Genomic DNA, 20,014 nt, shown 5'->3' with positions numbered 1-20,014 from the left:
TCGCCCGCCCGCGTCGACGCCTCACTCCGTCGCCAGCGGCGCGTCCGCGAACCGCGATCCGCAGTCGTCGCACTCGACGATCGGGTCGTGGGCGGCGTCGGTCGCGAACGCGAGGCGGTCGCTCGCGCAGTCGGGGCACGGGGCGGGGGTGTGCTCGGCGCCGCAGTCGGGACACACGAACGTCGGCCCGCCGGCGGTGTCGAGCCGGAGCGCGTTCGCCCCGCAGTCCAGACACGTCGCCGGGACGCGGACGTCGTCGCCGTCGCGCGGGGCGCCGAGCGCGAGCGCGACCAGCGGGGTGTCGCCGGCGTTCTCCCCGGTCTGGAACTCCCCGGGCGCGAACCGGACGGCCTCGCCCGCCGCGACGCGCACGGGGCCGTCGAGCGTCTCGAACCGCGCGACGCCCGCGACGACGACGAACACCTCCTCTTGGTCGGCGTGGGCGTGGAGGCCGCCCGGGAACCCGTCCCCCGGGGGGAGGGTGTACCAGTTGACCGCGACGTGCTCCGTCGCGAGGCGGTCCGTCAGCCGGACGACCGACTCGTCCGCCTCGCCGAAGGCGGCGCCGTTCATCCCCCGTCGTCGAACGACGGCTCCGCCCACCGCTCGTCGGCGTCGACCGGGTCGAGGGCGTGGGCGATCTGTGCGCCCGAGAAGTCCGCGTCGTGCAGCGCCATGTTGAGCCGCTGCCAGCGCGCGCTCGGGTCGCCTTCCCCCTCCGGGCCGACGCGCGCGCCGTGGGTCTTGAAGAACTCGGCGCCGCGGCCGAGGCGGCTCCCCTCGCCGGTGTGTTGGTCGAAGGCGACGTCGTACTCGCCGCCCGGCTCGAACGCGCCGACCGGGAAGTCGGCGGCCGGGTCGGATCCGGTCTCGCGCGCCTCGACGCGCGCGTCCGCGGCGTTGCGGAAGAACTCGTCGGCGTTCGGGCCCTCGCGCGAGGAGCGGGCCCGGGCGCACGCGAGCGCGGCGTGGACCGCACACAGCCGGCCGCGCCACTCGCCGGGCTCCCACCGCTCGGTCGCGAGCGTCTCGTAGCGGTCGACGAGGAGCGCGACGTCCTGTCCCGCCGCGAGGTCCTCGACGACGTACAGGTGGAGGCGCTCCCAGAGGTTCCACGCGAACCCCGAGCGCGCCAGTTCCCACGCCGCCCACGCGGCGACCTCCTCGTCGGAGCGGCGGACGGCCTTCTGGAGCAGGCTCGACACCGCGAAGCGGTTGAACCCGCCGTCGGTCTCGTCGGCCCCCTTCGGCTCGCCGAAGTCGTTCGTCCCGTCGGCGTCGGGGTCGCGCTCCGAGAGTTCGCCGTCGGCACCGAACGTCGCCTGTCGGCTCTCGTCGTCGCCCATGTCGTTCGCCGTGTTCGCTCCGGACGCGATAAACCCCGCGACGGCACCGTGGTTCGCCGTACCGAACGGGCACCGAATGGGAACCCTTAAGTCCGAAACGCGGGGAATATAGCATCGTACCCGGGTTTAGCTCAGCCTGGTAGAGCAGCCGACTGTAGATCGGCTTGCCCCCCGTTCAAATCGGGGAACCCGGACTCCTCGACGGACTCACACCCCGGAGCCGTGCGGCCGTCGGTCGGGCACCGGCGTCGACGCGGTCGACCCGGGGCACCGCCCCGTCAATCCGAGCCGGCCGCACCCGCGTCGGGCGACTCGGGGCCCGTGGCGGCGAGCTGTCGTGCCGCCGGTAGTCGTAGGGTGACCGTCGACCCGGACTCGTCGCCGACGTCGACCGAGAACTCGCCGCCGACGTCGGTCACGATCCAGTACACCGCCCACAGGCCGATGCCGCTGCTGTGGGTCAGCTCCGACCGGTCGGCGCCGGCGACGATGTGGCGCCACTCCGTGTCCGGGATCCCGGGGCCGTCGTCCTCGACCCGGAGTTCGTAGTAGCCGTCGTCGGACTCGTCGATACGGACCCGAGCGAGGGGCGCGGCGTCGTCGTCGTGGGCGACGGCGTTCCGGAGACACTCCTCGACGGCCGTCACCAGCGCCGAGGTGGCGTCGACGGGGGCGGTCGAGGGGAGCGCCGTCTCCAGCGTCGCGGACGGGAACTCCGCCCGGACCTCGGCGGCCGCCTCGCGCGCGACCGCGGCCAGGTCGACCGTCCGTGTCGGCTGGTGCTCGGCGATGGTCGCCTCGACGGAGCGGGCGCGCTCGCTGACCCCGTGGAGGTCGTCCGCGGCGGTCAACACCGCCCCGGCGACGTCCTCGCGGTCGGCGGGCGGGACGCTCCCGGTCGCGAGGCGTTCGGCGTGGCCCCGGATCACGGTGAGTTTGTTGCGGATGTTGTGCCGCAGGACACGGGAGAGCACGCGCAGGCGCTCCTTGCGCTGCTCGCGGTCGGTCACGTCGACGTACAGGAGGTAGCCGGCCACGTCGCCGGCGTCGACCGGGACGGTCGCACACAGGAACGTCCGCAGCCCCGTCTCCGTCTCCAGCGTCACCTCCCGGCCCGTCCACTCGCCGCGTTCGTGCCGGAGGGAGTCGGGGGACGCGGGGCCGACCGCGGACCGGTCGTCGCCGGCGGGGACCAACACGTCGTCGACGCGGCGGTCGCGGACGGCGCCCTCCCCGTAGCCGAACACCGACTCGAACGCCGGGTTGGCGGCGACGATCCGCGCGCCGTCGTCGGCCCCGCGGACCGCGAGGACGGAGATGGGGACGTTCTCGAACAGCGCCGCGAAGCGGTCCCGCTCGGCCGACAGCGCCGCCCGACGGTCGGCGAGGCGCGCCCGGTAGACGCCGATGGCGAAGGCGGCCACGGCGCCGACCGCGACGGTGTGCCAGGCCAACGCGACCGGCTGGACGCGGCCGCGGACGAACTGCTGTGAGATCACAAGCCAGCCGAAGGCGATCCCGACGACCGCGGCGCCCAGCGCCGTCCGCACGCCGACGCGGCGGACGGCCCCGTCGTCGAGCCCCGATCGGTCGAGCCACACTCCCGCGACGATCAACCCCGCCGCCACGACGGCGAACGGCGCGTTCTCGAGGACGGCCGCGGTCGCCGAGTCGCCGACCGCGTACACGTCCTGGAGCACGCTCACCGTGGTGCCGATCACGAACAGCCCCCCGAGCCCGCTGACCAGCCCGGCGCCGACCGTCCGGTCGTCTATCGCCCCCAGCATCGGTAGCACCTCAGCCACGTCCTGGTCGACAAAAAGGCCTTTGAAGCCCGGTACGGCCGGAATCGCGTGCCGACGGCGACTCGGCGTCCACGCCCCGGGCGCGCTCCCGTTCGGCTCCCCCGCCCCGGTCAGTCGTCCGCGGGTCGCCGGGTCGAGAACTGTCGGTGCCGCCGCGAGCGGTCCCACACGACGATCACGTAGCCGCCGCCGGGGACCGGGCGGATCGACTTCGCCTCGGGGAACGTCGACCCGTCCGCCCGGAGTCCCGTCGAGGTGCCGCTCCACCCCCCGTCGGCGTCGACTGCGGGCAGCACCTCCGACTCGATGTGCTCGACCGCCGAGTCGGGGTGGACAGTCCGCCAGTCGGCCCCACGGAGCGTCTGGGGTTCGTGCTGGTACAGCGCGGCGTAGGCGGGGTTCACGTACTCGAACCGGCCGTCGGCGTCGAGCAGGGCGATGCCCTCGCGTGCGGACTCCAACGCCACGGCGCGCCGGTCCGCGCGCCGGTCCGCGCGGTAGCGGTCGACCGCCTGTTCGATGCGGTTGGCGAGGACGGCGTACTGCGCGGTGCCGGTCTCCTTCTGGATGTACTCGGTCACGCCGGCGGCGATGGCGTCGGCCGCGACCGACTCGCTCCCGCGGCCGGTGTACAGCACGAACGGGAGGTCCGGCGCGACCTCGCGGACCCGGCGCAGGAACTCGAGGCCGTCCGCGCCCGGCATCTCGTAGTCGCTCACGACACACTCGACCGAACAGTCGGCGTCGGCGAGCACGTCGAGCCCCTCGCCGACGGTCGACACCGAGACCACCTCGAACCCGTGCCGGTCGACGAGGAACGCGGCCACCAAGTCCAGGAACGACTCGTCGTCGTCGACGTGGAGCACGCGGGGACGGGGCTCGCTGTCGCCGTAGCCGGTGGTCACGACGTTCGTGTTCGGTCGGGTGTACTTACGAGTTCCTCTACGTGCAGGCCGGTTGACGGGTCCGACCGTCACGGCTCACGGCCGCCCCACACCCGCTTGTCGGCGACGAGTTCGACCGTCATCGGCGCGACGACGCGGATCCGACACGAGAGCCGCGGGTAGCCGAACCGGGCGGCGAGGCGGTCGTGCCAGTGGTCGGCGTCGGGCCCCTCGACGACCCGCACGCCGCAGGTGGCACACAGCCCGCGCCCGCCGCAGTTGAGTCGCTCCGTCGCCCGCGCGTACGGCGACAGGTCCACGTCGTCGCGCCGCTCGTCGGCGGCCAGCAGGGCGTCCCTCAGCATCGCCCCGTGCTCGACGCGGAGGAGCACCTCGCCGTCGGCGTGGCGAACGCGCACCGGAACCGCGTCGGCCGTGTCCCGTTCCGTCGTCACGGCCGGAGTGTCGGGACACAGGGGTAAAGCGGTCCCGGCGAGTCCGTCCCCTCCCGCGGTCCCGGGTGAACAGATACTTATGTCGAACGTGGTATTCTCCGGGTATGACTTCCGGAGCACTCGAAGAACACTCGGACGCCGGTCGCGACGACGCGGCGGTGGTCGACCGCCTCGCCGCGGCGGGCGAGCGCGAGCTGACCGTCGGCGGCGACCGACCGATCCGGATCTCCGCGGGGCACCGCCTGCTGCGCCACGACGGCAAGTGCAGTCGGCCGCACGGCCACAACTACGAGGTGACCGTCCGGATCGCCGGCGAACTCGGCCCCGAGGGCTGGGTCGTCGACAAGGGGGCGGTGACCGCCGTCATCGACGAGTGGGACCACCGCTTCCTCGTCGAGGCGGGCGACCCGCTCGTCGAGGGGTTCGCCGCCTCGGGCGACGAGGACGCGCTGGTCGTCCTCGACGCGCCCCCGACCGCCGAGGTGATGAGCGTCGTGCTGGAGGAGAAGCTCGCGGCGCGCCTCCCAGACCGCGTCTCCGCCGTGTCGGTCACGGTCGCCGAGACGAGCGAACTGTGTGCGGGCGGCGTCTGATCGATGCCCGTCACGAGCGACGTCGACCGCCCGGAGACCGCCCCCGACGGGCCGGCGCTGCCGGTCAACGAGCTGTTCGCCTCGCTGCAGGGCGAGGGGAAACTCGCCGGCGTCCCCAGCACGTTCGTCCGCACGAGCGGCTGTAACCTCCGCTGTTGGTTCTGCGACTCCTACCACACCTCGTGGGAGCCGACCCACGCGTGGCTGAGCGTGGCCGACGTCGTGAGCGAGGTGCACGCCCGCGACCCGTCCCACGTCGTCCTCACCGGCGGCGAGCCGACGATCCACGACGAGAGCTTCGAGCTGCTCCGCCGCCTCGGCGACGAGTACCACCTCACCGTCGAGACGAACGGCACCGTCGTGCCGCCGGCCGACGTCCCGATCGACCTCGCCAGCGTCAGCCCGAAGCTCGCCTCGTCGACGCCGACGCCCGAGCGCGCCCCCGACGGGGCCGACGCCGGCGACTGGGCCGAGCGCCACGAGGCGGCCCGCGTCGACGTCGACGCGCTCGCGACGCTGGTCGACCGCTACGACAGCCAGTTGAAGTTCGTCGTCACCGGCCGCGACGACGTGGCCGAGGTGGTCGACCTCGTCGAGCGGGTCCGCGCCGCCGCGTCCGTCCCCGTCCCCGACACCGACGTCCTCCTCATGCCCGAGGGCCGGACCCGCGAGCAGTTGGCCGGCACCCGCACGACCGTCGCGGAGTTGGCCGCCGAGTACGGCTTCCGGTACACGCCGCGCATCCACGTCGACCTGTGGAACGACGCCCCCGAGACCTGACCATGACCGACACGACACCCACCGAGTCCGCCGACCCGACCGTCCCGTCCGCCGACCGCGCCGCCGACTCCCGCGCCGACGGCGGCGACCGCCCCGGCGCGGTCGTGCTCGTCTCCGGCGGGATGGACTCCGCCACGACCGCCTACGAGGCCCGCGAGCGCGGGTACGACCTCCACTTCCTACACACCTCCTACGGACAGACCACCGAGTCGAAGGAGTTCGCCTGCGCGGAGGCGCTGCGCGACGAGATGGGCGTGGCCGACTTCCTCCACATCGAGACGGACCACCTCGCGCGCATCGGCGCCTCCTCGCTCACCGACGACTCGATGGCCGTCGCGGACGCCGACATGGACGCCGACGCCGACGAGATCCCCTCGTCGTACGTCCCGTTCCGGAACGCGAACCTGCTCTCGATGGCCGTCTCCTACGCCGAGGCGAACGGCTGCGAGGCGGTGTTCGTCGGCGCCCACTCGGAGGACTACGCCGGCTACCCCGACTGCCGCCCCGAGTTCTTCGCGGCGTTCGAGGCGATGGTCGACGTGGGGACCAAGCCCGAGACGAGTATCGACGTCGTCGTCCCGTTCGTCGAGGACTCGAAGACCGACATCGCCGAGCGCGGGACGGAACTGGGCGTCCCGTACGACCTGACGTGGAGCTGTTATCGGGACGAGGCGCCGGCGTGCGGCACCTGCGACTCGTGTGCCTTCCGGCTCCAGGCGTTCCAGCGCCTCGGCCTCGAGGACCCCATCGCGTACGAGGAGCGCCCCGACTACGCCGGCGACGACGACCCGACCGCCGACGCCTGACCGGCCGCGAACCCTTATCCCCGATCAGGGGGGCAAACGCCCCGTGACCTGACCGTCGCCCGCGGGCGTCCAGCGGTCGCGCGACGTACCGCCCGCGGTGCCGTCGTCCCTCGGGAGGACACCCAGCGTCGCCAGTCGGCCGATTCCACCGCGCTACCGCCGGAACCGCAAGGCCTTCCCGCGGACTCGCGTACGCGCAGACGTGTCGACGCTGGACGCGATCGACGCGCTCGAGGAGCGCGTCCCGCCGCTTGCCGGACTCGCCGTGGCCGTGTTGGCCGTCTCGACGAGCGCCATCCTCGTCGAGTGGAGCGGCGCGCCCAGCCTCGTGAAGGCGCTGTACCGCGTCGTGTTCACGATCGCGTTGTTGCTCCCCCTCGCGCTCGCGCGGCCGAGCGACCGCGCGGCGTTCCGCGACATCGGCGGCCGGGACCTGCTCCTCGCGGGCGCCGCCGGCGTCGCGCTCGCGGTCCACTTCGCCTCGTGGTTCGAGAGCCTCCGGTGGACGAGCGTCGCCGCCAGCGTGACGCTCGTGCAGGCGCAGCCGCTGTTCGTCGTGGTCGGCGCGTGGGCGCTGCTCGACGAACGGGTGGGACGCCGGACCGTCGTGGGGATCGGGGTCGCGCTCGCCGGGATGGCGCTGATGAGCGTCGGCGACGCCCTGCTGGGCGCCGGCGCCGCCGTCGCGGGGCCGGACCCCCTCCTCGGCAACGCGCTCGCCGTCGTCGGCGCCGCGACGGCCGGGGCGTACGTGCTCCTCGGCCGCTCGATCCGCCAGCGGCTCCCGCTGCTGCCGTACGTGATCGTGGTGTACGCGACGTGCGCGGTGACGCTGCTCGCGGCGACGCTGGTCCGGGGGCACCCCCTGTTCGCGTACCCCCTCGAGGAGTGGCTGCTGTTCCTCGCCATGGCCGCCGGCCCGGGCGTGTTCGGCCACACCGTGATCAACTGGGCGCTCGCCCACGTCGAGTCCAGCGTCGTGAGCGTCTCGCTACTCGGCGAGCCGGTCGGGAGCACCCTCCTCGCGGTGCTGCTGCTCGCGGAGGTGCCGTCGGCGGTCACGCTCGTCGGGGGCGCGGTGGTCCTCGCCGGCGTGGTGACGACGACGCGCGCCCGCGAGTCGTGACGCGCCGCCGCTACTCCAGCCGCTTGCGCGTCTCGCGGTGCCGGTAGCGGAACATGGGTTCGAACCCGACCCAGCCGAGCGGCGACGCCGCCCTGCCGAGCGAGCCGCCGGGGAGTTCGTACTCCACGCGGTCGTCGACGACGGTCGCGTCCTCGCCCGCGGCGTAGAACCGGTGGGTGTGGCGCCACGTGGGGAACGGTCCCTCCTCCATGGTGTCGACGAACTGCGCCTCGCCGTCGCCCGCCTCGCGCTCCCGGATGACGGAGGTCCACGGCTGGCGCGGGCCGACGCCGAACGGGCGCATGCTCATCTCGATCCGGCTCCCCGCCTCGAGCACCTCGGGGTCGTCCTCGCCGTCGGGGCCGACGATGCGGTCCACCCGGAGGTTCATGAAGTCGGGCGTCAGCGCTTCGAGCCCGTCGATACGCGAGTGGAACGCCCACACTTCGTCGAACGGCGCCGCGACTCGCACGCGGCGTCGGTACGTCGCCATACCTGACCGTGGGGCCGCGGGGGGAAACAGGCATCGGCGGCGGCGGGCCGTGCGCGGGGTCGCGGGGCGACGCTGGCACGACCGCGGCGGCGGTCACCGCGCGAGCGCGGCGGTCGCGACGGCGCCGACGACGGCGCCGGCCACGAACGCCGGGCGGTGGAGGGCGAACAGCGCCAGCGGGACCGCGGCGGCGACGGCGAACGCGGTCGCGAGGTTCGTCGGAGGGCGATACGGGTCGTCGTGCCGGCCGTGTGCCGGCGTTCGGGGAGACATCGTCGATCGTGTGCGGCGGCTCTCGTCGGTCGATACGGGGCACGTCGCCCCTCGGTGCTCCCATCAGCCGAGTCACACTTGAACGTGAGCCAGCCGTGTGAACACCCCCCGCGCGTACCGGCCACACAGGGGCGTATCGGTGGCTTTTACGACGACGCCCCCCGACTCGCCGGCCATGAGCGAGGACACCAACGAGTTCCGCACCGAGTCCGACAGCCTCGGCGACATGCAGGTGCCCGCCGACGCCTACTGGGGCGCACAGACCCAGCGCGCCGTCGAGAACTTCCCCATCAGCGGGGTCACCTTCGGGCGCCGGTTCGTCCGCGCGCTCGGCGTCGTGAAGAAGGCGGCCGCGCAGGCCAACCGCGACCTCGGTCACCTCGAGGCGGACACCGCCGCCGCCATCGTGGAGGCGGCCGACGAGGTCATCGCCGGCGACCACGACGACCAGTTCCCGGTCGACGTGTTCCAGACCGGCTCCGGCACCTCCTCGAACATGAACGCCAACGAGGTGATCGCCAACCGCGCCGCCGAGATCACCGGCGCCGAGGTCGGCGACCGCGTCATCCACCCCAACGACCACGTCAACTTCGGGCAGTCCAGCAACGACGTGATCCCGACGGCGATGCACGTCGCCGCGCTGGAAGCCGTCGAGAAGGACCTCATGCCCGCCCTCGAGGAGCTCCACGCGGCCCTCGAACAGAAGGAGGCGGAGTTCGACGGCGTCGTCAAGACCGGCCGCACCCACCTGCAGGACGCGACGCCCGTCCGGCTCGGTCAGGAGTTCGGCGGCTATCGCGCCCAGATCCAGAAGGGGATCAAGCGCGTCGGCGACGTGCGCTACCACCTCCGCGAGCTCGCCTTGGGCGGGACCGCCGTCGGGACCGGCCTCAACACCGACCCCGAGTTCCCCGAACTCGCCGCGGAGTACATCTCCGAGGAGACGAACACCCAGTTCCGCGAGGCGGACAACCACTTCGAGGCGCAGGCGGCCCACGACGCGATGTCGGAGGCCCACGGCGCCCTCCGCACCGTCGCCGGGAGTCTCAACAAGATCGCCAACGACCTGCGTCTGCTCGCCTCCGGCCCGCGCAACGGCCTCGGCGAGATCGAACAGCCCGAGAACCAGCCCGGCTCGTCGATCATGCCCGGGAAGATCAACCCCGTCGTCGCGGAGGCGGTGAACCAGGTCCACAAGCAGGTCGTCGGCAACGACGCCGCCGTCTCCGCGGGCGCCGCCGAGGGGCAGATCGACCTCAACCTCTACAAGCCGGTGCTGGCGCACAACTTCCTCCAGTCGACCGAGCTGTTGGCGAACGCCAGCGAGGTGTTCGGCGAGCGCTTCGTCGCCAAGCTGGAGGCCAACGAGGAGTACGCGGCCGAACGCGTCGAGCAGTCGATGGCGCTGGCGACGGCGCTCAACCCCGCCATCGGCTACGACAAGGCCAGCGAGGTCGCCAAGACCGCGCTCAAGGAGGGGAAGACCGTCCGCGAGGTCGTGCTGGAGAAGGGGTACCTCACGGAGGCCGAGGCCGACGAGGTGCTCGACCCCGAGGCGATGACCCACCGCGGCATCCTCGGCGAGGAGTAGGCGCCGCCGGTCCGACGCCGATCCCGATCAGGTCGCCCCCTCCTCCAACCGTTCGTACCGCTCCGCGAAGCTCGCCTCACAGGTCGGACAGCAGAAGTGGTACAGGGTGCCGCCGACCCGGGCGGCGACCCCCTCGCTCGTGACGCTGTTGCCGCACTCGGCACACTCGAGCGCGAACTCCGTCGCGCGGACGCTCGGCGTCCAGTCCACGTCCGACACGAGGTCGACGTCGTAGTCCTCGATGGCGTCGACCCCGACGACGGCGACGACCCAGTCGCCGACGGCCTCGTCCTCCACGCGGGCGTACGCCACCACGTCGCTGTCGGCGGTCGTGAACACGTGTTCGACGGCCTCGCTCCCGCGCAGCGCCTCGCGGACCTCGCCGGCGCCGCCGGGCGGCACGGCGAACCGGATGAGGACGGGGGTGCCCGCCCGCAGCGTCGACCGGTCGACGTCGATGGTGAACCGGCGGATCACGCCAGACTCCCGCAGTCGCGAGACGCGGTCCGACACCGCGGGGGCCGACAGGTCGACCGCCTCGCCGATGTCGCTGTAGGAGCGGCGACCGTCCGCCGCGAGCATCCGCAGGATCTCCATGTCCGTCTCGTCGAGGTCGCGCATCGTCCGTCGGTCGACGCCGCGCGTATTCAACCTACCCCGGGATCGAAGGCGAACGGGACGCTACCCGACAGCAACCAAAGCATACCGCGGTGCCGAGGCCGGATCGCTTCGCCCGGGGCGTCCACACCACGGATCCCGAACCCGCGTCACACCGTCCCGCGAGCGTGTGAATGTGCTAGCACACGACATACACCTCCCGGGGGTCGTACTGCCGCTCCGTCGACAGGTAAGTTCGCGTGATCGGGCGACAGCGTCGGGTCCGTTCCGTCGGGCCGCGGACCGACCGTTCGCGTCGTGTTGCTGGTCGAATACGTTCACGCTGTGGTCGGTCCCCGCTAGTTCGAAACCTAACGTGCGGTAACGCTTGCGTTGTCCGGGCTGTCCGACCGACGGCGGGACGCGATCCGTGCCCCGCCGCCCGGTCGGCCTTCGAACGTTCGATCGGCCGTGTTCGCGGCGTTGCGCCCCGTGAAAGACCGGTACGTTCAATTCCTCCCGCTCGAAGGGACGGATATGCCTCAGCTCACCGCGCGAGCGACCGGTCGAGACCTCCTGCGCTGCCGTCGATGCGGCGCGGAGTTCCCCGAGGGACAGGCGACTGAAGACGGCTGGCACTACACGTGTCCCGAGGAGGACTGCGAGGCGACCGGTATCGGCGAAGGCCTGAAGCGCGTCGACTGACGGCTCGGCCACACACGGCGGCCGACGGGGTGTCGTGGGGGCGCGCCCGACTCACACCCTTTTTCTCCCCGGCCGCCGCACGTCCGCGCAATGACCGAGCAGTCGTTCGACCCCGAGGACCTCGGCCTCGTCGCGGGGCTGGAGATCCACCAGCAACTCGACACCGCGACGAAGCTGTTCTGTGACTCGCCGACCCGGCTCCGCGAGCCCGAGGAGTCGACGCGGACGATCACCCGCTACCTCCACCCGACGAAGTCGGAGCTGGGCGAGATCGACGACGCCGCGCTGGAGGAGTCGCAGGTCGACCGCACGTTCGAGTACCTCGCGTACGACTCCACGTGTCTCGTCGAGGAGGACGACGAGCCGCCCCACGAGATGGACGGCGAGGCGCTCGACGTGGCGATGCAGATCGCCGACCTGCTCGACATGGCCGTCGTCGACCAGGCGCACGTGATGCGCAAGATCGTCATCGACGGGTCGAACACCTCCGGGTTCCAGCGCTCGACGCTGCTCGCACAGGAGGGCGAGATCGAGACGTCCGACGGCCCCGTCGGCATCGAGGACCTCATGCTCGAGGAGGAGTCGGCCAAGCGCGTCGCGGAGACCGACGAGGGCGTGCGCTACTCGCTGGACCGCCTCGGCATCCCGCTGGTCGAGATCGGCACGAAGCCGGACATCTCCACGCCCGCGCAGGCCCGCGAGGCCGCCCAGCGCATCGGGATGCTCCTGCGCTCGACGGGGAAGGTGAAGCGCGGGCTCGGCACGATCCGGCAGGACGTGAACGTCTCCATCGCCGAGGGCGCCCGCGTCGAGATCAAGGGCGTACAGGCGCTCGACCAGATCGACGAGATCGTCGAGACGGAGGTGCGCCGCCAGAAGGAACTGGTCGACATCGCCGCCGTCCTCGACGACCGCGACGCCGCGGTGGGCGAGCCGACGGACGTGACCGACGTGTTCGCCGACACCGACTCCGGCGTCATCGCGGGGGCGCTGAACTCGGGCGGCGAGGTCCACGCAGTACGGCTCGAGGGCTTCGACGGCGTCGTCGGGCGGGAGATCGCGCCGGACCGGCGCCTCGGCACCGAACTGTCCGACCACGCCAAGCGCCACGGGGCGGGCGGCATCTTCCACACGGACGAGCTCCCGGCGTACGGCGTCACCGCCGACGAGGTCGCGGCGCTGCGCGCGGCCGTCGACGCCGCCGACGGCGACGCGGTCGCGCTCGTCGCCGACGACCCCGAGACGGCCGCGTCGGCGATCGAGGCGGCCGCCGACCGCGCGGCCGTCGCCGTCGACGGCGTCCCCGAGGAGACGCGCGGCGCGAACGACGACGGGACGACGCGCTACCTCCGGCCGCTGCCGGGCGCGGCGCGGCTGTACCCCGAGACGGACGTGCCGCCGGTCGAGCCGGACCCCAGCGACGTGGAGACCCCCGAACTGCTCACGGAGAAGGTCGACCGCTACCGGTCCGAGCACGGGCTCGACGCCGGCCTCGCCGAGCAGGTCGCGTACGGCCGCCGGATGCCGCTGTTCGAGTCGGTCGTCGCCGACGGCGTCGCCCCCACGTTCGCGGCGACGACGCTGGAGTCGACGCTGACGGAACTGCGCCGCGACGACGTGCCCGTGGAGCGGCTGACGGACGACCACCTCCGCGAGGTGTTCGGGCTGGTCGAGTCGGGCGAGTTGGCGAAGGAGGGCGTCAACGACGTGCTCACCGTGCTCGCGGAGGACCCGTCGCTGTCGGCCGAAGCGGCCGTGGAGGAGGCCGGCCTCTCGGGCGTCGACGAGGAGGAGGTGCGCGTGGCCGTCGCCGAGGTCGTCGAGCGCAACGCCGACCAAGTGGAGGCCGAGGGGATGGGCGCGTTCTCCGGGCTGATGGGCGAGGCGATGGGCGCGCTGCGCGGGAAGGCCGACGGCGAGGTCGTCAGCGACGTGCTCCGCGAGGAGATCCGAAAGCGGGCGTGAGGCGGCCGCCCCCCGACGGCGCGTCCGCGGCGACGTGCCGTCGCTGGGACCGCGAGTATGAAGCTACTTGTCTCCGCACTCTGGAGAACCACCACTGACATGGCCGGTACCAGTTCGGACCCCGATCGCGACGACGGCCACGCCGCGCACGGCGGCGCCGAGGCGGTGCTCGCCGACCACTTCTCGACGGACGAGGTGTACCAGCGGGTGGTCGCCGACGCCGACCACGAGGTCACGTCCGGGACGCGGGAACTGTTCTTCAGCGCGCTGGCTGCGGGGTTCGCGATCACGGTGACGTTCCTGCTGTACGCCTCGGTGACGGCGACGGCCGACACGAAGTTCGTCGGCGTCCTGCTGTACCCGCTCGGGTTCGTCTACATCATCGTCGGCGGCTACCAGCTGTACACCGAGAACACGCTGCCGCCGGTGGCGCTGACGCTGGAGCGACTCGTCTCCGTCCCGACGCTGGTGCGCCACTGGCTGATCGTGCTCGCGGGGAACTTCCTCGGCGGCGGCCTCGGGGCGGTCGCGCTGGCGTACGGCGGCGTGTTCGACCCCGCGACCGCGTCGGTGGCCGCGGAGTTCGCGCGCAAGGGGATCGCCACCCCCGCGTCGGCGCTGTTCGTCAAGGCGGCGTTCGCGGGCCTGATCGTCGCCGGCGTCGTCTGGATCAACTTCGCGGTCCGGGACACCACCTCGCGGCTGCTCGTCGTCTACCTCGCGTTCCTCGCGATCCCGATGGGGAACCTCTACCACGTCGTGGTGTCGTTCACGGAGGTCGTGTACCTCGCGTTGACCGCCGGCGTCAACCCCGTCCCCGCGCTGGGCGGGTTCGTCCTCCCGGTGTTGCTGGGCAACACGCTCGGCGGCGTCGTCCTGGTGACCGTCGTCAACTACTACCAGACGTCCGACCGGCGCCTGCAGATCGAGCGGTTCAGCGACGTGCGCCGCCTGTCGCCGCGGGAGTGGCTGGTCGGGCCGCTGGCCGGGCGGTCGTACGTCCCCGTGATCGACACCGTCGAGGAGATCGTCCGCGACCCGGAGGCGTACCGCGTCATGGTGCCGATCGGCAACCCCCGGACGGAGTCGGGCGTCGTCGAACTCGCCTGCCGGCTGGCGAGCGCCCACCGGAAGGGGAAGGTCCACGTCGTCCACGTCGTGCAGGCGCCGCGGCGGTGGTCCGCCGACCCCGGCGACGACGAACAGGCGCGCATCCGGGCCGAGTCGAACCGCCTCCTGGCGGACGCGCGGGCGATCGGCGACCGACACGACGTCCACCTGGAGACGTCGACCGTCGTCACGCCGCGCTCGTTCGAGGAGGTGTTCACGCTCGCGCGCCGGACCAGCCCGGACCTCGTCGTGATGGACTGGGACCGGGAGGGGCTGTGGGGGTCGGCCCGCGCCGAGCGGGCGCTGGACGAACTCGCGAACCGGCTGCCGTGTGACTTCCTGATCGCCAACGACCGCGGCCTCGACCCGTCGCGGATCCTGTTGCCGACCGCCGGGGGGCCCGACTCCGACCTGAACGCCGAGGTGGTGCGGGCGCTCCAGACGGTCGCGAACGCGGAGGTCGAACTGCTCCACGTCGTCGCCGACGAGGCGGACGAGCCGGCCGGCCGGGCGTTCCTCCGCGACTGGGCCGCCGAACACGACCTGACGGACGTGTCGGTCACCGTCGCGTCCGGCGACGTGGAGTCGGCGATCGCCGCCGCCGCCGCCGACAGCACGATGCTGTTCATGGGCGCGACCGAACAGGGCCTGCTCTCGCGGCTCGTCCGGGACTCGCTACACCTCGACGTGGTCAACGACGTGGAGTGTTCGGTCCTGTTGGCCGAACGCCCGTCCGACCGGTCGCTCCGGCAGCGGCTGTTCGGGCCGCCCCTCAGGGACCGCCGGCCCGCGCGAGCCTACCGTGCCGACGGCGACGACGCCATCCGCGCCGAACCCGGCGACCGCGGCGACCCCGCCGACCCCGCCGAGGAGTGACCCGGGCGCGGCGCCCGCGGCGACCGCGGCGTCGCGGCGTTCGTCCCCACACCCGACCGGGATGGCCCGGCGCGCACGGGTCCGCTCCCGGTCCGCGGGCGCCCACCCACATCGTTAACCCCCACAGCCACCGAACACCGGGTAGTGCCGCACCAGGAGGAGCTCTCGAACCCGTACGGGATGGACACCGACTGCCAGCACTGTCCGGCGCTCGTCGACTGCCGCGAGCGAGTGGTCCACGGCTACGGCGACGCCGAGGCCGAGGTGGTGGTCCTCGGCGAGGCGCCGAGCGCCGGCGCCGAGCGCACGGGCGTCCCGTTCACGGGCGACGCGGCGGGCGAGCGGATCCAGCGGGTGCTCGGCGAGTTGGGCCTGTCGCGCTCCCCGCCCGACGCCGCCGAGCCCGACCTGCAGAACGTGTTCACCACCTACCTCACGCGCTGTCGCCACCCCGAGCGCCCCCCGAGCGACGAGGAGGTGCTACACTGCGACGCCTTCCTCACGGCGGAGGTGCGGATGATCAACCCCGAGTTGATCGTCCCGGTCGGCCAGCGGGCGCTGGAGGCGCTCGCCATCGAGTACACCACCCGCGCGCCCGACTCCTTCGACGCCGACGCCGAGCACGCCACCACCGTGCGCGGCCGCGGCTTCGAGCTGTTGCCGATGAGAGACCTCGCCGACCTCACCGACGCCGACGCCGACGCGTTCGTCGAGCACGTGCTGGAGAACGTCTTCTCGCGGGACTACCGCCAGACGAAGGGGCGGCGGAGCCGCTGACGGGCGGCGACCCGCCGCGCCGGCCGGCGGCCCCTACCAGTACCGCGTCTCCCACCGCGCGAGCGCCCCGCCGCGGCCCCACGCGACCGCGGCGACGGTCGCGACCGCGAGGAACGCCGCCGTCGCGAGCAGGCCGACGACGGGCACGCCCGCCGCGCCGACCCCGCCGACGAGCAGGAGGCCGACCGCGGCGACCGCGACCAGCACCGAACCGATCGAACCGAGGCGGACGAGCGTCGCCGTGATCTGCATACCGACCCCTCGGGCGGGGCGTTTGATAAACCCCTTTGGCGTGGCCGCCGAGTGGCCGGTATGACCGTCGTCGCCGTCCTCGCCGACCCCCCGCGCCCCGGACTCGTACTGTCGGACCTCGTCGAGACGACGCCGCTGTCGGCCGCCGACGCGGCGGCGTTGTACGCCGCGACGCTGAAGGACACGATGCGCGCCGTCGAGCGCTCCGGCGGCGACCTGCTGGTGAACGTCCGCCCCGACGACCTGCTCCCCGACGAACACGTCGACGACACGTCGAGCGAGGCCGAGTTGCGCGCGCTCGCCGGCGACGCGCTCGAGGACGTGACCGACGCGCGCTTCGAGCCGCAGGTGGGGTCGACGTTCTCCGCGCGGGCCGGCAACACCGCGACGCACCTGCTGCGCGAGGAGGGGGTCGACTCCGTCGCCGTGACGCGCGGGACGGCGCCGCTGCTCACGCGTCCGGTGGTCGACTCGGCGGCGATGAAACTGCGCCAACACCAGACCGTCCTCGGGCCGTCGACCCGCGGGCGCACCTACTACGCGGGCTTCACCGCGCCCGTCGACTACGCGGACGCCTTCGAGGGGCCCGAGCTGGAGACGCTCGTCGACCGTGCGAACGACGCCGGCCACGCCGTCGATTTCCTCCCGCTGCACGTCGGCGTCGAGACGGCCGCCGACCTCCGCGACCTCCTTCCCGTGTTGTGGGCCCGGATCGCCGCCGAACGGGTCGTGCCGGAGCACACCGCCACGTTCGTCCACGACCGCGGCCTCCGCGTCCGCGACGGCGCGGTCGTCCTCGACGGCTGACCCGCCCGCGGCGGGCGGCTACCGGCGACCGTCGTCCCCGCGGAGGTCGCGCCCGCCGTCCCCCACCACCTGTGCGGGCGACTCCGGCTCGGGGTCGACGGCGGCCCCCTCCCCGTCGGCCGCGGTTCGCCGCCGGCTAACCGACGGCTGCCCGTCGGCACCTCTGGATTCGGGTCCCCGGACGGCGGGGGCGCACCGAAGGGAACCGCTTTAGTCCGCGCCTGCGGTACTGCGGCACGTGGTGAGGTGGCAGAGTGGCCTATTGCGTCTGCCTTGAAAGCAGATGGCGCAAGCCTCCTGGGTTCGAATCCCAGCCTCACCGACTGCTTCACGACCCGCAGCCGCCGGGCCGTCAGTCGAGGGTTCGGCCGTCCCCGTGCAGCGCGGCCGCCACCCGGTCGGCCACGTAGCCGTGGCCGTCGCCGGTCGGGTGGACGCCGTCGACGGTCCGGTCGCGCCACGCCGACACCGGCCGGGCGAGCGGGACGTGCTCGGCGACGGTCCACGCGAGCAGGTCGTCGTACGCGAGCGAGCGCGCCGGCTGGACGTCGGCGAACGGGACCGCTCCGGGCCGATCCGACGGCAGCAACGGGACGAGCCCGACGAACAGGTGGCGGTCCACGGCGGGGTGGGCGTCGAGGCGACGGTCGAGGGCGCCCGCGGCGTCGCGGAAGGCGGCCGGGTCGACCCGCGGCGCCCCCTCGCGAAGTTGGGCGTCGTTGTGGCCGGCGTGGACGAGGACGGTCAGCGAGGGCTCGCTCGCGGTGCGCGCGACCGCGTCGGCGACGGTGGCCGCGAGGTCGGCGAGCGCGACGCCCGTCCGGGCGTGGACGGACACCGGCTCGTCCCGGTCGCCGTCGAGCAGCGGGGGGACGCGGTGGGGCCACGCGAGCGCGTCGCTCCGGTGGCCCAGCGGGACGCTGTCGCCGACGACGAGCAACACGGCGGGAGCCTCAGAACAGGTTGCCGGCGACGTAGCGCCACAGTCCGAGCGACACCGCGCCGACGACGAGGATGACGCCGGCGAACGTCGGGGCGACCCCGCCGTCGACGTACGGCGTCGCGCGCAGGAGGAGCCCGACGACGGCCGCCGGGACCCACGAGCGCACCGCCAGCGGGACCGACGCCTTCGCCGACTCGGCGGCGCCCGCGGAGTACGCGCCCACGAGCGGCGCGGCGACCGCCCAGCCGACGAGGAACGGCGCCGCCACCGCCAGCAGAGCGACCACGTCGCCGACCCCCGCCAGCGGGAACGGCACCGTCCCGTGCTGGAGCGTGCCGGCGTAGATGAACGCGACGATGACGAGCAGGTCGCCGACCGCCAGCGGGAGAGCGGCCGTGTCGACCCGGTTCGCGAGGAACGAGTCCGTACCCGAGTCCGTTGCCATACCGGGGTGTCCGTCCGATCCGGCTTAACGCCCCCGTTCCGCGTCGGCGTCCCCGCCCGCGTCCCCGGTCGCGCGCCCGGCGGCCGCGGGCGCGGCCTCGCCCGCCCCGGTCGCCTGCACGCCGACGACCGTGTAGCCGAACCCCGGGTCGACGACGTGGCCGCGCAGGCCGGCGTCGACGAGCAGGTCGGCCAGCTCCCGGTCGGCGAAGAACCGCGAGTCCATCCGGGCGAGCCCCTCGACGGCGACCAGCGCCCGGCCCCGCACCGTCCGGGGTCGAACTCCCGGACGACGACGACGCCGCCGGGCGCGAGCACGCGGGCCGCCTCCGCGAGCGCGCCGGGGACGTCCGGGAAGTGGTGGAGCGCGTCGGTGACGACGACGGCGTCGACGGCGCCGTCGCGGAGCGGGAGCCGGGCGGCGTCGGCGCGGACGCCGTCGACCCCCGCCTCGCGCGCCCGTCGGAGCATCCCCGCGGAGTAGTCGAACACGGTCGCCTCGACGCCGAGCTCGCCGAGGGTGCGGCTCGCGCGCCCCGTCCCCCGCCGAGGTCGACGACGCGCTCGACGGGGCGGTGGGCGAACGCGAGCCCCGCGCGGAGGTCCTCGGCGCGGACCGGCGGCATGAACACGTCGTACAGCGGGGCGATCCGGTCGAAGAAGCGCACGTCCCCGTGACCCAACATGGACGCCCCGACGCGCCCCACGACCGTAGCCGTGGCGCTGAAGCCCCGCGGCCGCGAAGGCGACGCGTGGAGTTCCGACTGCTCGGGTGGCCCGCGGACGACGTCCTCGTGCGCCTCGACCACCGCGCGTACGCCTACGCCGGCAAGTTCGCCATGTCGAGCACCGGCAAGGCCGTCGCGCTCGACGACGGGCAGCGGTTCCGGGTCCCCGACGAGCCGAAGCGCGAGTACGTCGCGCCCGTCGGCATCGTCGCGTTCAGCGAGGACCGCACCGACCCCGACGCGCTGTGGCTCCGCTACGTGAGCGTCCGCCGGGAGCGCCGCCGCGAGGGTGTCGGCCCGCGCCTCTGTGCGTTCGTCGTCGCCCGCGCCGCCGAGCGGGGGTACGAGCGCGTCCGCATCGCCGTCAACAACGCCTACAGCTACGAGGCGCTCCACAAGGTCGGGTTCGCGTGGACGGGTCGCGAGACGGGGATCGCCGAGTTGGTGCTGGAGCGCCCCGCGAGCGAGTCCGCGCGAGTCGACCCCGAGACGTACCGCGCGGGGCTCGACACCATCGCCGACCGCGACGACCTCGACGACGCGGAGCGCGCGTTCGTCCGCGAGAAGCGCGAGCGCGGCCCGCCGCCCGTGGACGACGCCGACCCGACGGCCTGAGCCGCGGGCGACGCCCGGCCGCGCACTCGACTCGGGAGCTTCA

The 20,014-nt window shown here is 73.4% G+C and carries 23 protein-coding genes, 2 tRNA genes and 1 pseudogene; 13 read left to right on the top strand and 13 right to left on the bottom strand.

What is annotated here, in order from left to right; translation table 11 throughout:
- Positions 1-21: 21 nt before the first annotated feature.
- Together P0R35_RS04165 and P0R35_RS04160 are read right to left on the bottom strand one after the other, a co-directional pair.
- Entirely contained in the window at positions 22-573 is a 552-nt protein-coding gene (locus tag P0R35_RS04165; protein WP_284013958.1) for a cupin domain-containing protein, read from the bottom strand.
- Positions 570-1,346, bottom strand: coding sequence for a hypothetical protein (locus tag P0R35_RS04160; RefSeq protein ID WP_284013957.1), 777 nt, complete (start codon positions 1,344-1,346; stop codon positions 570-572). Before P0R35_RS04160 ends, P0R35_RS04165 begins: the two co-directional genes overlap by 4 nt.
- 120 nt (positions 1,347-1,466) lie before the next feature.
- Between P0R35_RS04160 and P0R35_RS04155 the strand changes: the two genes are divergently transcribed.
- Positions 1,467-1,540 (top strand) — tRNA-Tyr (locus tag P0R35_RS04155).
- 84 nt (positions 1,541-1,624) lie between these two features.
- Here P0R35_RS04155 and P0R35_RS04150 read toward each other — a convergent pair.
- The 3 genes from P0R35_RS04150 to P0R35_RS04140 form a co-directional block, all read right to left on the bottom strand.
- On the bottom strand, positions 1,625-3,133 hold the full coding sequence (locus P0R35_RS04150; RefSeq protein WP_284013956.1) for an ATP-binding protein: 1,509 nt from the start codon (positions 3,131-3,133) through the stop codon (positions 1,625-1,627).
- 128 nt (positions 3,134-3,261) lie between these two features.
- Positions 3,262-4,056, bottom strand: a complete 795-nt coding sequence (locus P0R35_RS04145) for a response regulator (RefSeq protein WP_284013955.1) — start codon at positions 4,054-4,056, stop codon at positions 3,262-3,264.
- A 68-nt stretch (positions 4,057-4,124) separates the two neighbouring features.
- A complete protein-coding gene (locus P0R35_RS04140; RefSeq protein WP_432765037.1) occupies positions 4,125-4,490 on the bottom strand; it encodes a 2Fe-2S iron-sulfur cluster-binding protein in 366 nt (121 codons plus the stop codon).
- A gap of 104 nt (positions 4,491-4,594) precedes the next feature.
- Here P0R35_RS04140 and P0R35_RS04135 point away from each other — a divergent pair, with 104 nt between their 5' ends.
- From P0R35_RS04135 to P0R35_RS04120, 4 genes are all read left to right on the top strand, one after another.
- Entirely contained in the window at positions 4,595-5,083 is a 489-nt protein-coding gene (locus P0R35_RS04135) for a 6-pyruvoyl trahydropterin synthase family protein (protein WP_284013954.1), read from the top strand.
- A gap of 3 nt (positions 5,084-5,086) precedes the next feature.
- Positions 5,087-5,863: a 7-carboxy-7-deazaguanine synthase QueE gene (locus tag P0R35_RS04130; protein ID WP_284013953.1), complete on the top strand. Its 777-nt coding sequence runs from the start codon at positions 5,087-5,089 to the stop codon at positions 5,861-5,863.
- 122 nt (positions 5,864-5,985) lie between these two features.
- Entirely contained in the window at positions 5,986-6,669 is a 684-nt protein-coding gene (gene queC / locus P0R35_RS04125) for a 7-cyano-7-deazaguanine synthase QueC (protein ID WP_284014695.1), read from the top strand.
- A gap of 202 nt (positions 6,670-6,871) precedes the next feature.
- The gene (locus P0R35_RS04120; RefSeq protein ID WP_432765036.1) at positions 6,872-7,795 is read left to right on the top strand and encodes a DMT family transporter; all 924 of its coding nucleotides are present in this window, start codon (positions 6,872-6,874) and stop codon (positions 7,793-7,795) included.
- Between the two features lie 10 nt (positions 7,796-7,805).
- On the opposite strand, the gene P0R35_RS04115 is transcribed toward P0R35_RS04120, so the two are convergent.
- Together P0R35_RS04115 and P0R35_RS04110 are read right to left on the bottom strand one after the other, a co-directional pair.
- Complete coding sequence (locus P0R35_RS04115) at positions 7,806-8,288, bottom strand: SRPBCC family protein (RefSeq protein ID WP_284013952.1); 483 nt, start codon at positions 8,286-8,288, stop codon at positions 7,806-7,808.
- A gap of 93 nt (positions 8,289-8,381) precedes the next feature.
- Positions 8,382-8,561: a hypothetical protein gene (locus tag P0R35_RS04110; RefSeq protein ID WP_284013951.1), complete on the bottom strand. Its 180-nt coding sequence runs from the start codon at positions 8,559-8,561 to the stop codon at positions 8,382-8,384.
- 175 nt (positions 8,562-8,736) lie between these two features.
- Between P0R35_RS04110 and P0R35_RS04105 the strand changes: the two genes are divergently transcribed.
- The gene (locus tag P0R35_RS04105) at positions 8,737-10,152 is read left to right on the top strand and encodes a class II fumarate hydratase (RefSeq protein WP_284013950.1); all 1,416 of its coding nucleotides are present in this window, start codon (positions 8,737-8,739) and stop codon (positions 10,150-10,152) included.
- A gap of 27 nt (positions 10,153-10,179) precedes the next feature.
- Here the strand turns inward: P0R35_RS04105 and P0R35_RS04100 are convergent, their stop codons facing one another.
- Positions 10,180-10,773, bottom strand: coding sequence for a winged helix-turn-helix transcriptional regulator (locus P0R35_RS04100; protein WP_284013949.1), 594 nt, complete (start codon positions 10,771-10,773; stop codon positions 10,180-10,182).
- A gap of 513 nt (positions 10,774-11,286) precedes the next feature.
- Here P0R35_RS04100 and P0R35_RS04095 point away from each other — a divergent pair.
- The 4 genes from P0R35_RS04095 (at position 11,287) to P0R35_RS04080 (ending at position 16,182) form a co-directional block, all read left to right on the top strand.
- Positions 11,287-11,454, top strand: coding sequence for an HVO_2901 family zinc finger protein (locus tag P0R35_RS04095; protein WP_276236569.1), 168 nt, complete (start codon positions 11,287-11,289; stop codon positions 11,452-11,454).
- 90 nt (positions 11,455-11,544) lie between these two features.
- Entirely contained in the window at positions 11,545-13,419 is a 1,875-nt protein-coding gene (gatE, locus tag P0R35_RS04090; protein WP_284013948.1) for a Glu-tRNA(Gln) amidotransferase subunit GatE, read from the top strand.
- Between the two features lie 99 nt (positions 13,420-13,518).
- On the top strand, positions 13,519-15,405 hold the full coding sequence (locus P0R35_RS04085) for a formate/nitrite transporter family protein (RefSeq protein WP_284013947.1): 1,887 nt from the start codon (positions 13,519-13,521) through the stop codon (positions 15,403-15,405).
- A 180-nt stretch (positions 15,406-15,585) separates the two neighbouring features.
- Positions 15,586-16,182 (top strand): uracil-DNA glycosylase, encoded by a 597-nt coding sequence (locus tag P0R35_RS04080; protein WP_284014693.1) that lies wholly within the window; start codon positions 15,586-15,588, stop codon positions 16,180-16,182.
- A 33-nt stretch (positions 16,183-16,215) separates the two neighbouring features.
- Here P0R35_RS04080 and P0R35_RS04075 read toward each other — a convergent pair whose 3' ends face one another.
- Positions 16,216-16,434, bottom strand: coding sequence for a hypothetical protein (locus P0R35_RS04075; protein ID WP_284013946.1), 219 nt, complete (start codon positions 16,432-16,434; stop codon positions 16,216-16,218).
- Between the two features lie 60 nt (positions 16,435-16,494).
- Here P0R35_RS04075 and P0R35_RS04070 point away from each other — a divergent pair, with 60 nt between their 5' ends.
- A complete protein-coding gene (locus P0R35_RS04070; RefSeq protein WP_284013945.1) occupies positions 16,495-17,241 on the top strand; it encodes a hypothetical protein in 747 nt (248 codons plus the stop codon).
- Between the two features lie 240 nt (positions 17,242-17,481).
- A tRNA-Ser gene (locus tag P0R35_RS04065) sits at positions 17,482-17,563 on the top strand.
- A gap of 30 nt (positions 17,564-17,593) precedes the next feature.
- On the opposite strand, the gene P0R35_RS04060 is transcribed toward P0R35_RS04065, so the two are convergent.
- From P0R35_RS04060 to P0R35_RS16260, 4 genes and pseudogenes are all read right to left on the bottom strand, one after another.
- Complete coding sequence (locus tag P0R35_RS04060; RefSeq protein WP_284013944.1) at positions 17,594-18,184, bottom strand: SGNH/GDSL hydrolase family protein; 591 nt, start codon at positions 18,182-18,184, stop codon at positions 17,594-17,596.
- 10 nt (positions 18,185-18,194) lie between these two features.
- Positions 18,195-18,629, bottom strand: coding sequence for a DUF3054 domain-containing protein (locus P0R35_RS04055; protein WP_284013943.1), 435 nt, complete (start codon positions 18,627-18,629; stop codon positions 18,195-18,197).
- 24 nt (positions 18,630-18,653) lie between these two features.
- Positions 18,654-18,896, bottom strand: a complete 243-nt coding sequence (locus P0R35_RS16265) for a hypothetical protein (protein ID WP_321170447.1) — start codon at positions 18,894-18,896, stop codon at positions 18,654-18,656.
- Between the two features lie 65 nt (positions 18,897-18,961).
- Positions 18,962-19,120: pseudogene (locus tag P0R35_RS16260) on the bottom strand (methyltransferase domain-containing protein); the annotation flags it as partial.
- A 260-nt stretch (positions 19,121-19,380) separates the two neighbouring features.
- Between P0R35_RS16260 and P0R35_RS04045 the strand changes: the two are divergent.
- Complete coding sequence (locus tag P0R35_RS04045; RefSeq protein ID WP_284013942.1) at positions 19,381-19,971, top strand: GNAT family N-acetyltransferase; 591 nt, start codon at positions 19,381-19,383, stop codon at positions 19,969-19,971.
- Positions 19,972-20,014: the final 43 nt, after the last annotated feature.

The sequence above is a fragment of the Halobaculum litoreum genome, from assembly GCF_030127125.1.
Classification (GTDB): domain Archaea; phylum Halobacteriota; class Halobacteria; order Halobacteriales; family Haloferacaceae; genus Halobaculum; species Halobaculum litoreum.
This window is presented reverse-complemented; position numbering and strand designations above follow the sequence as displayed.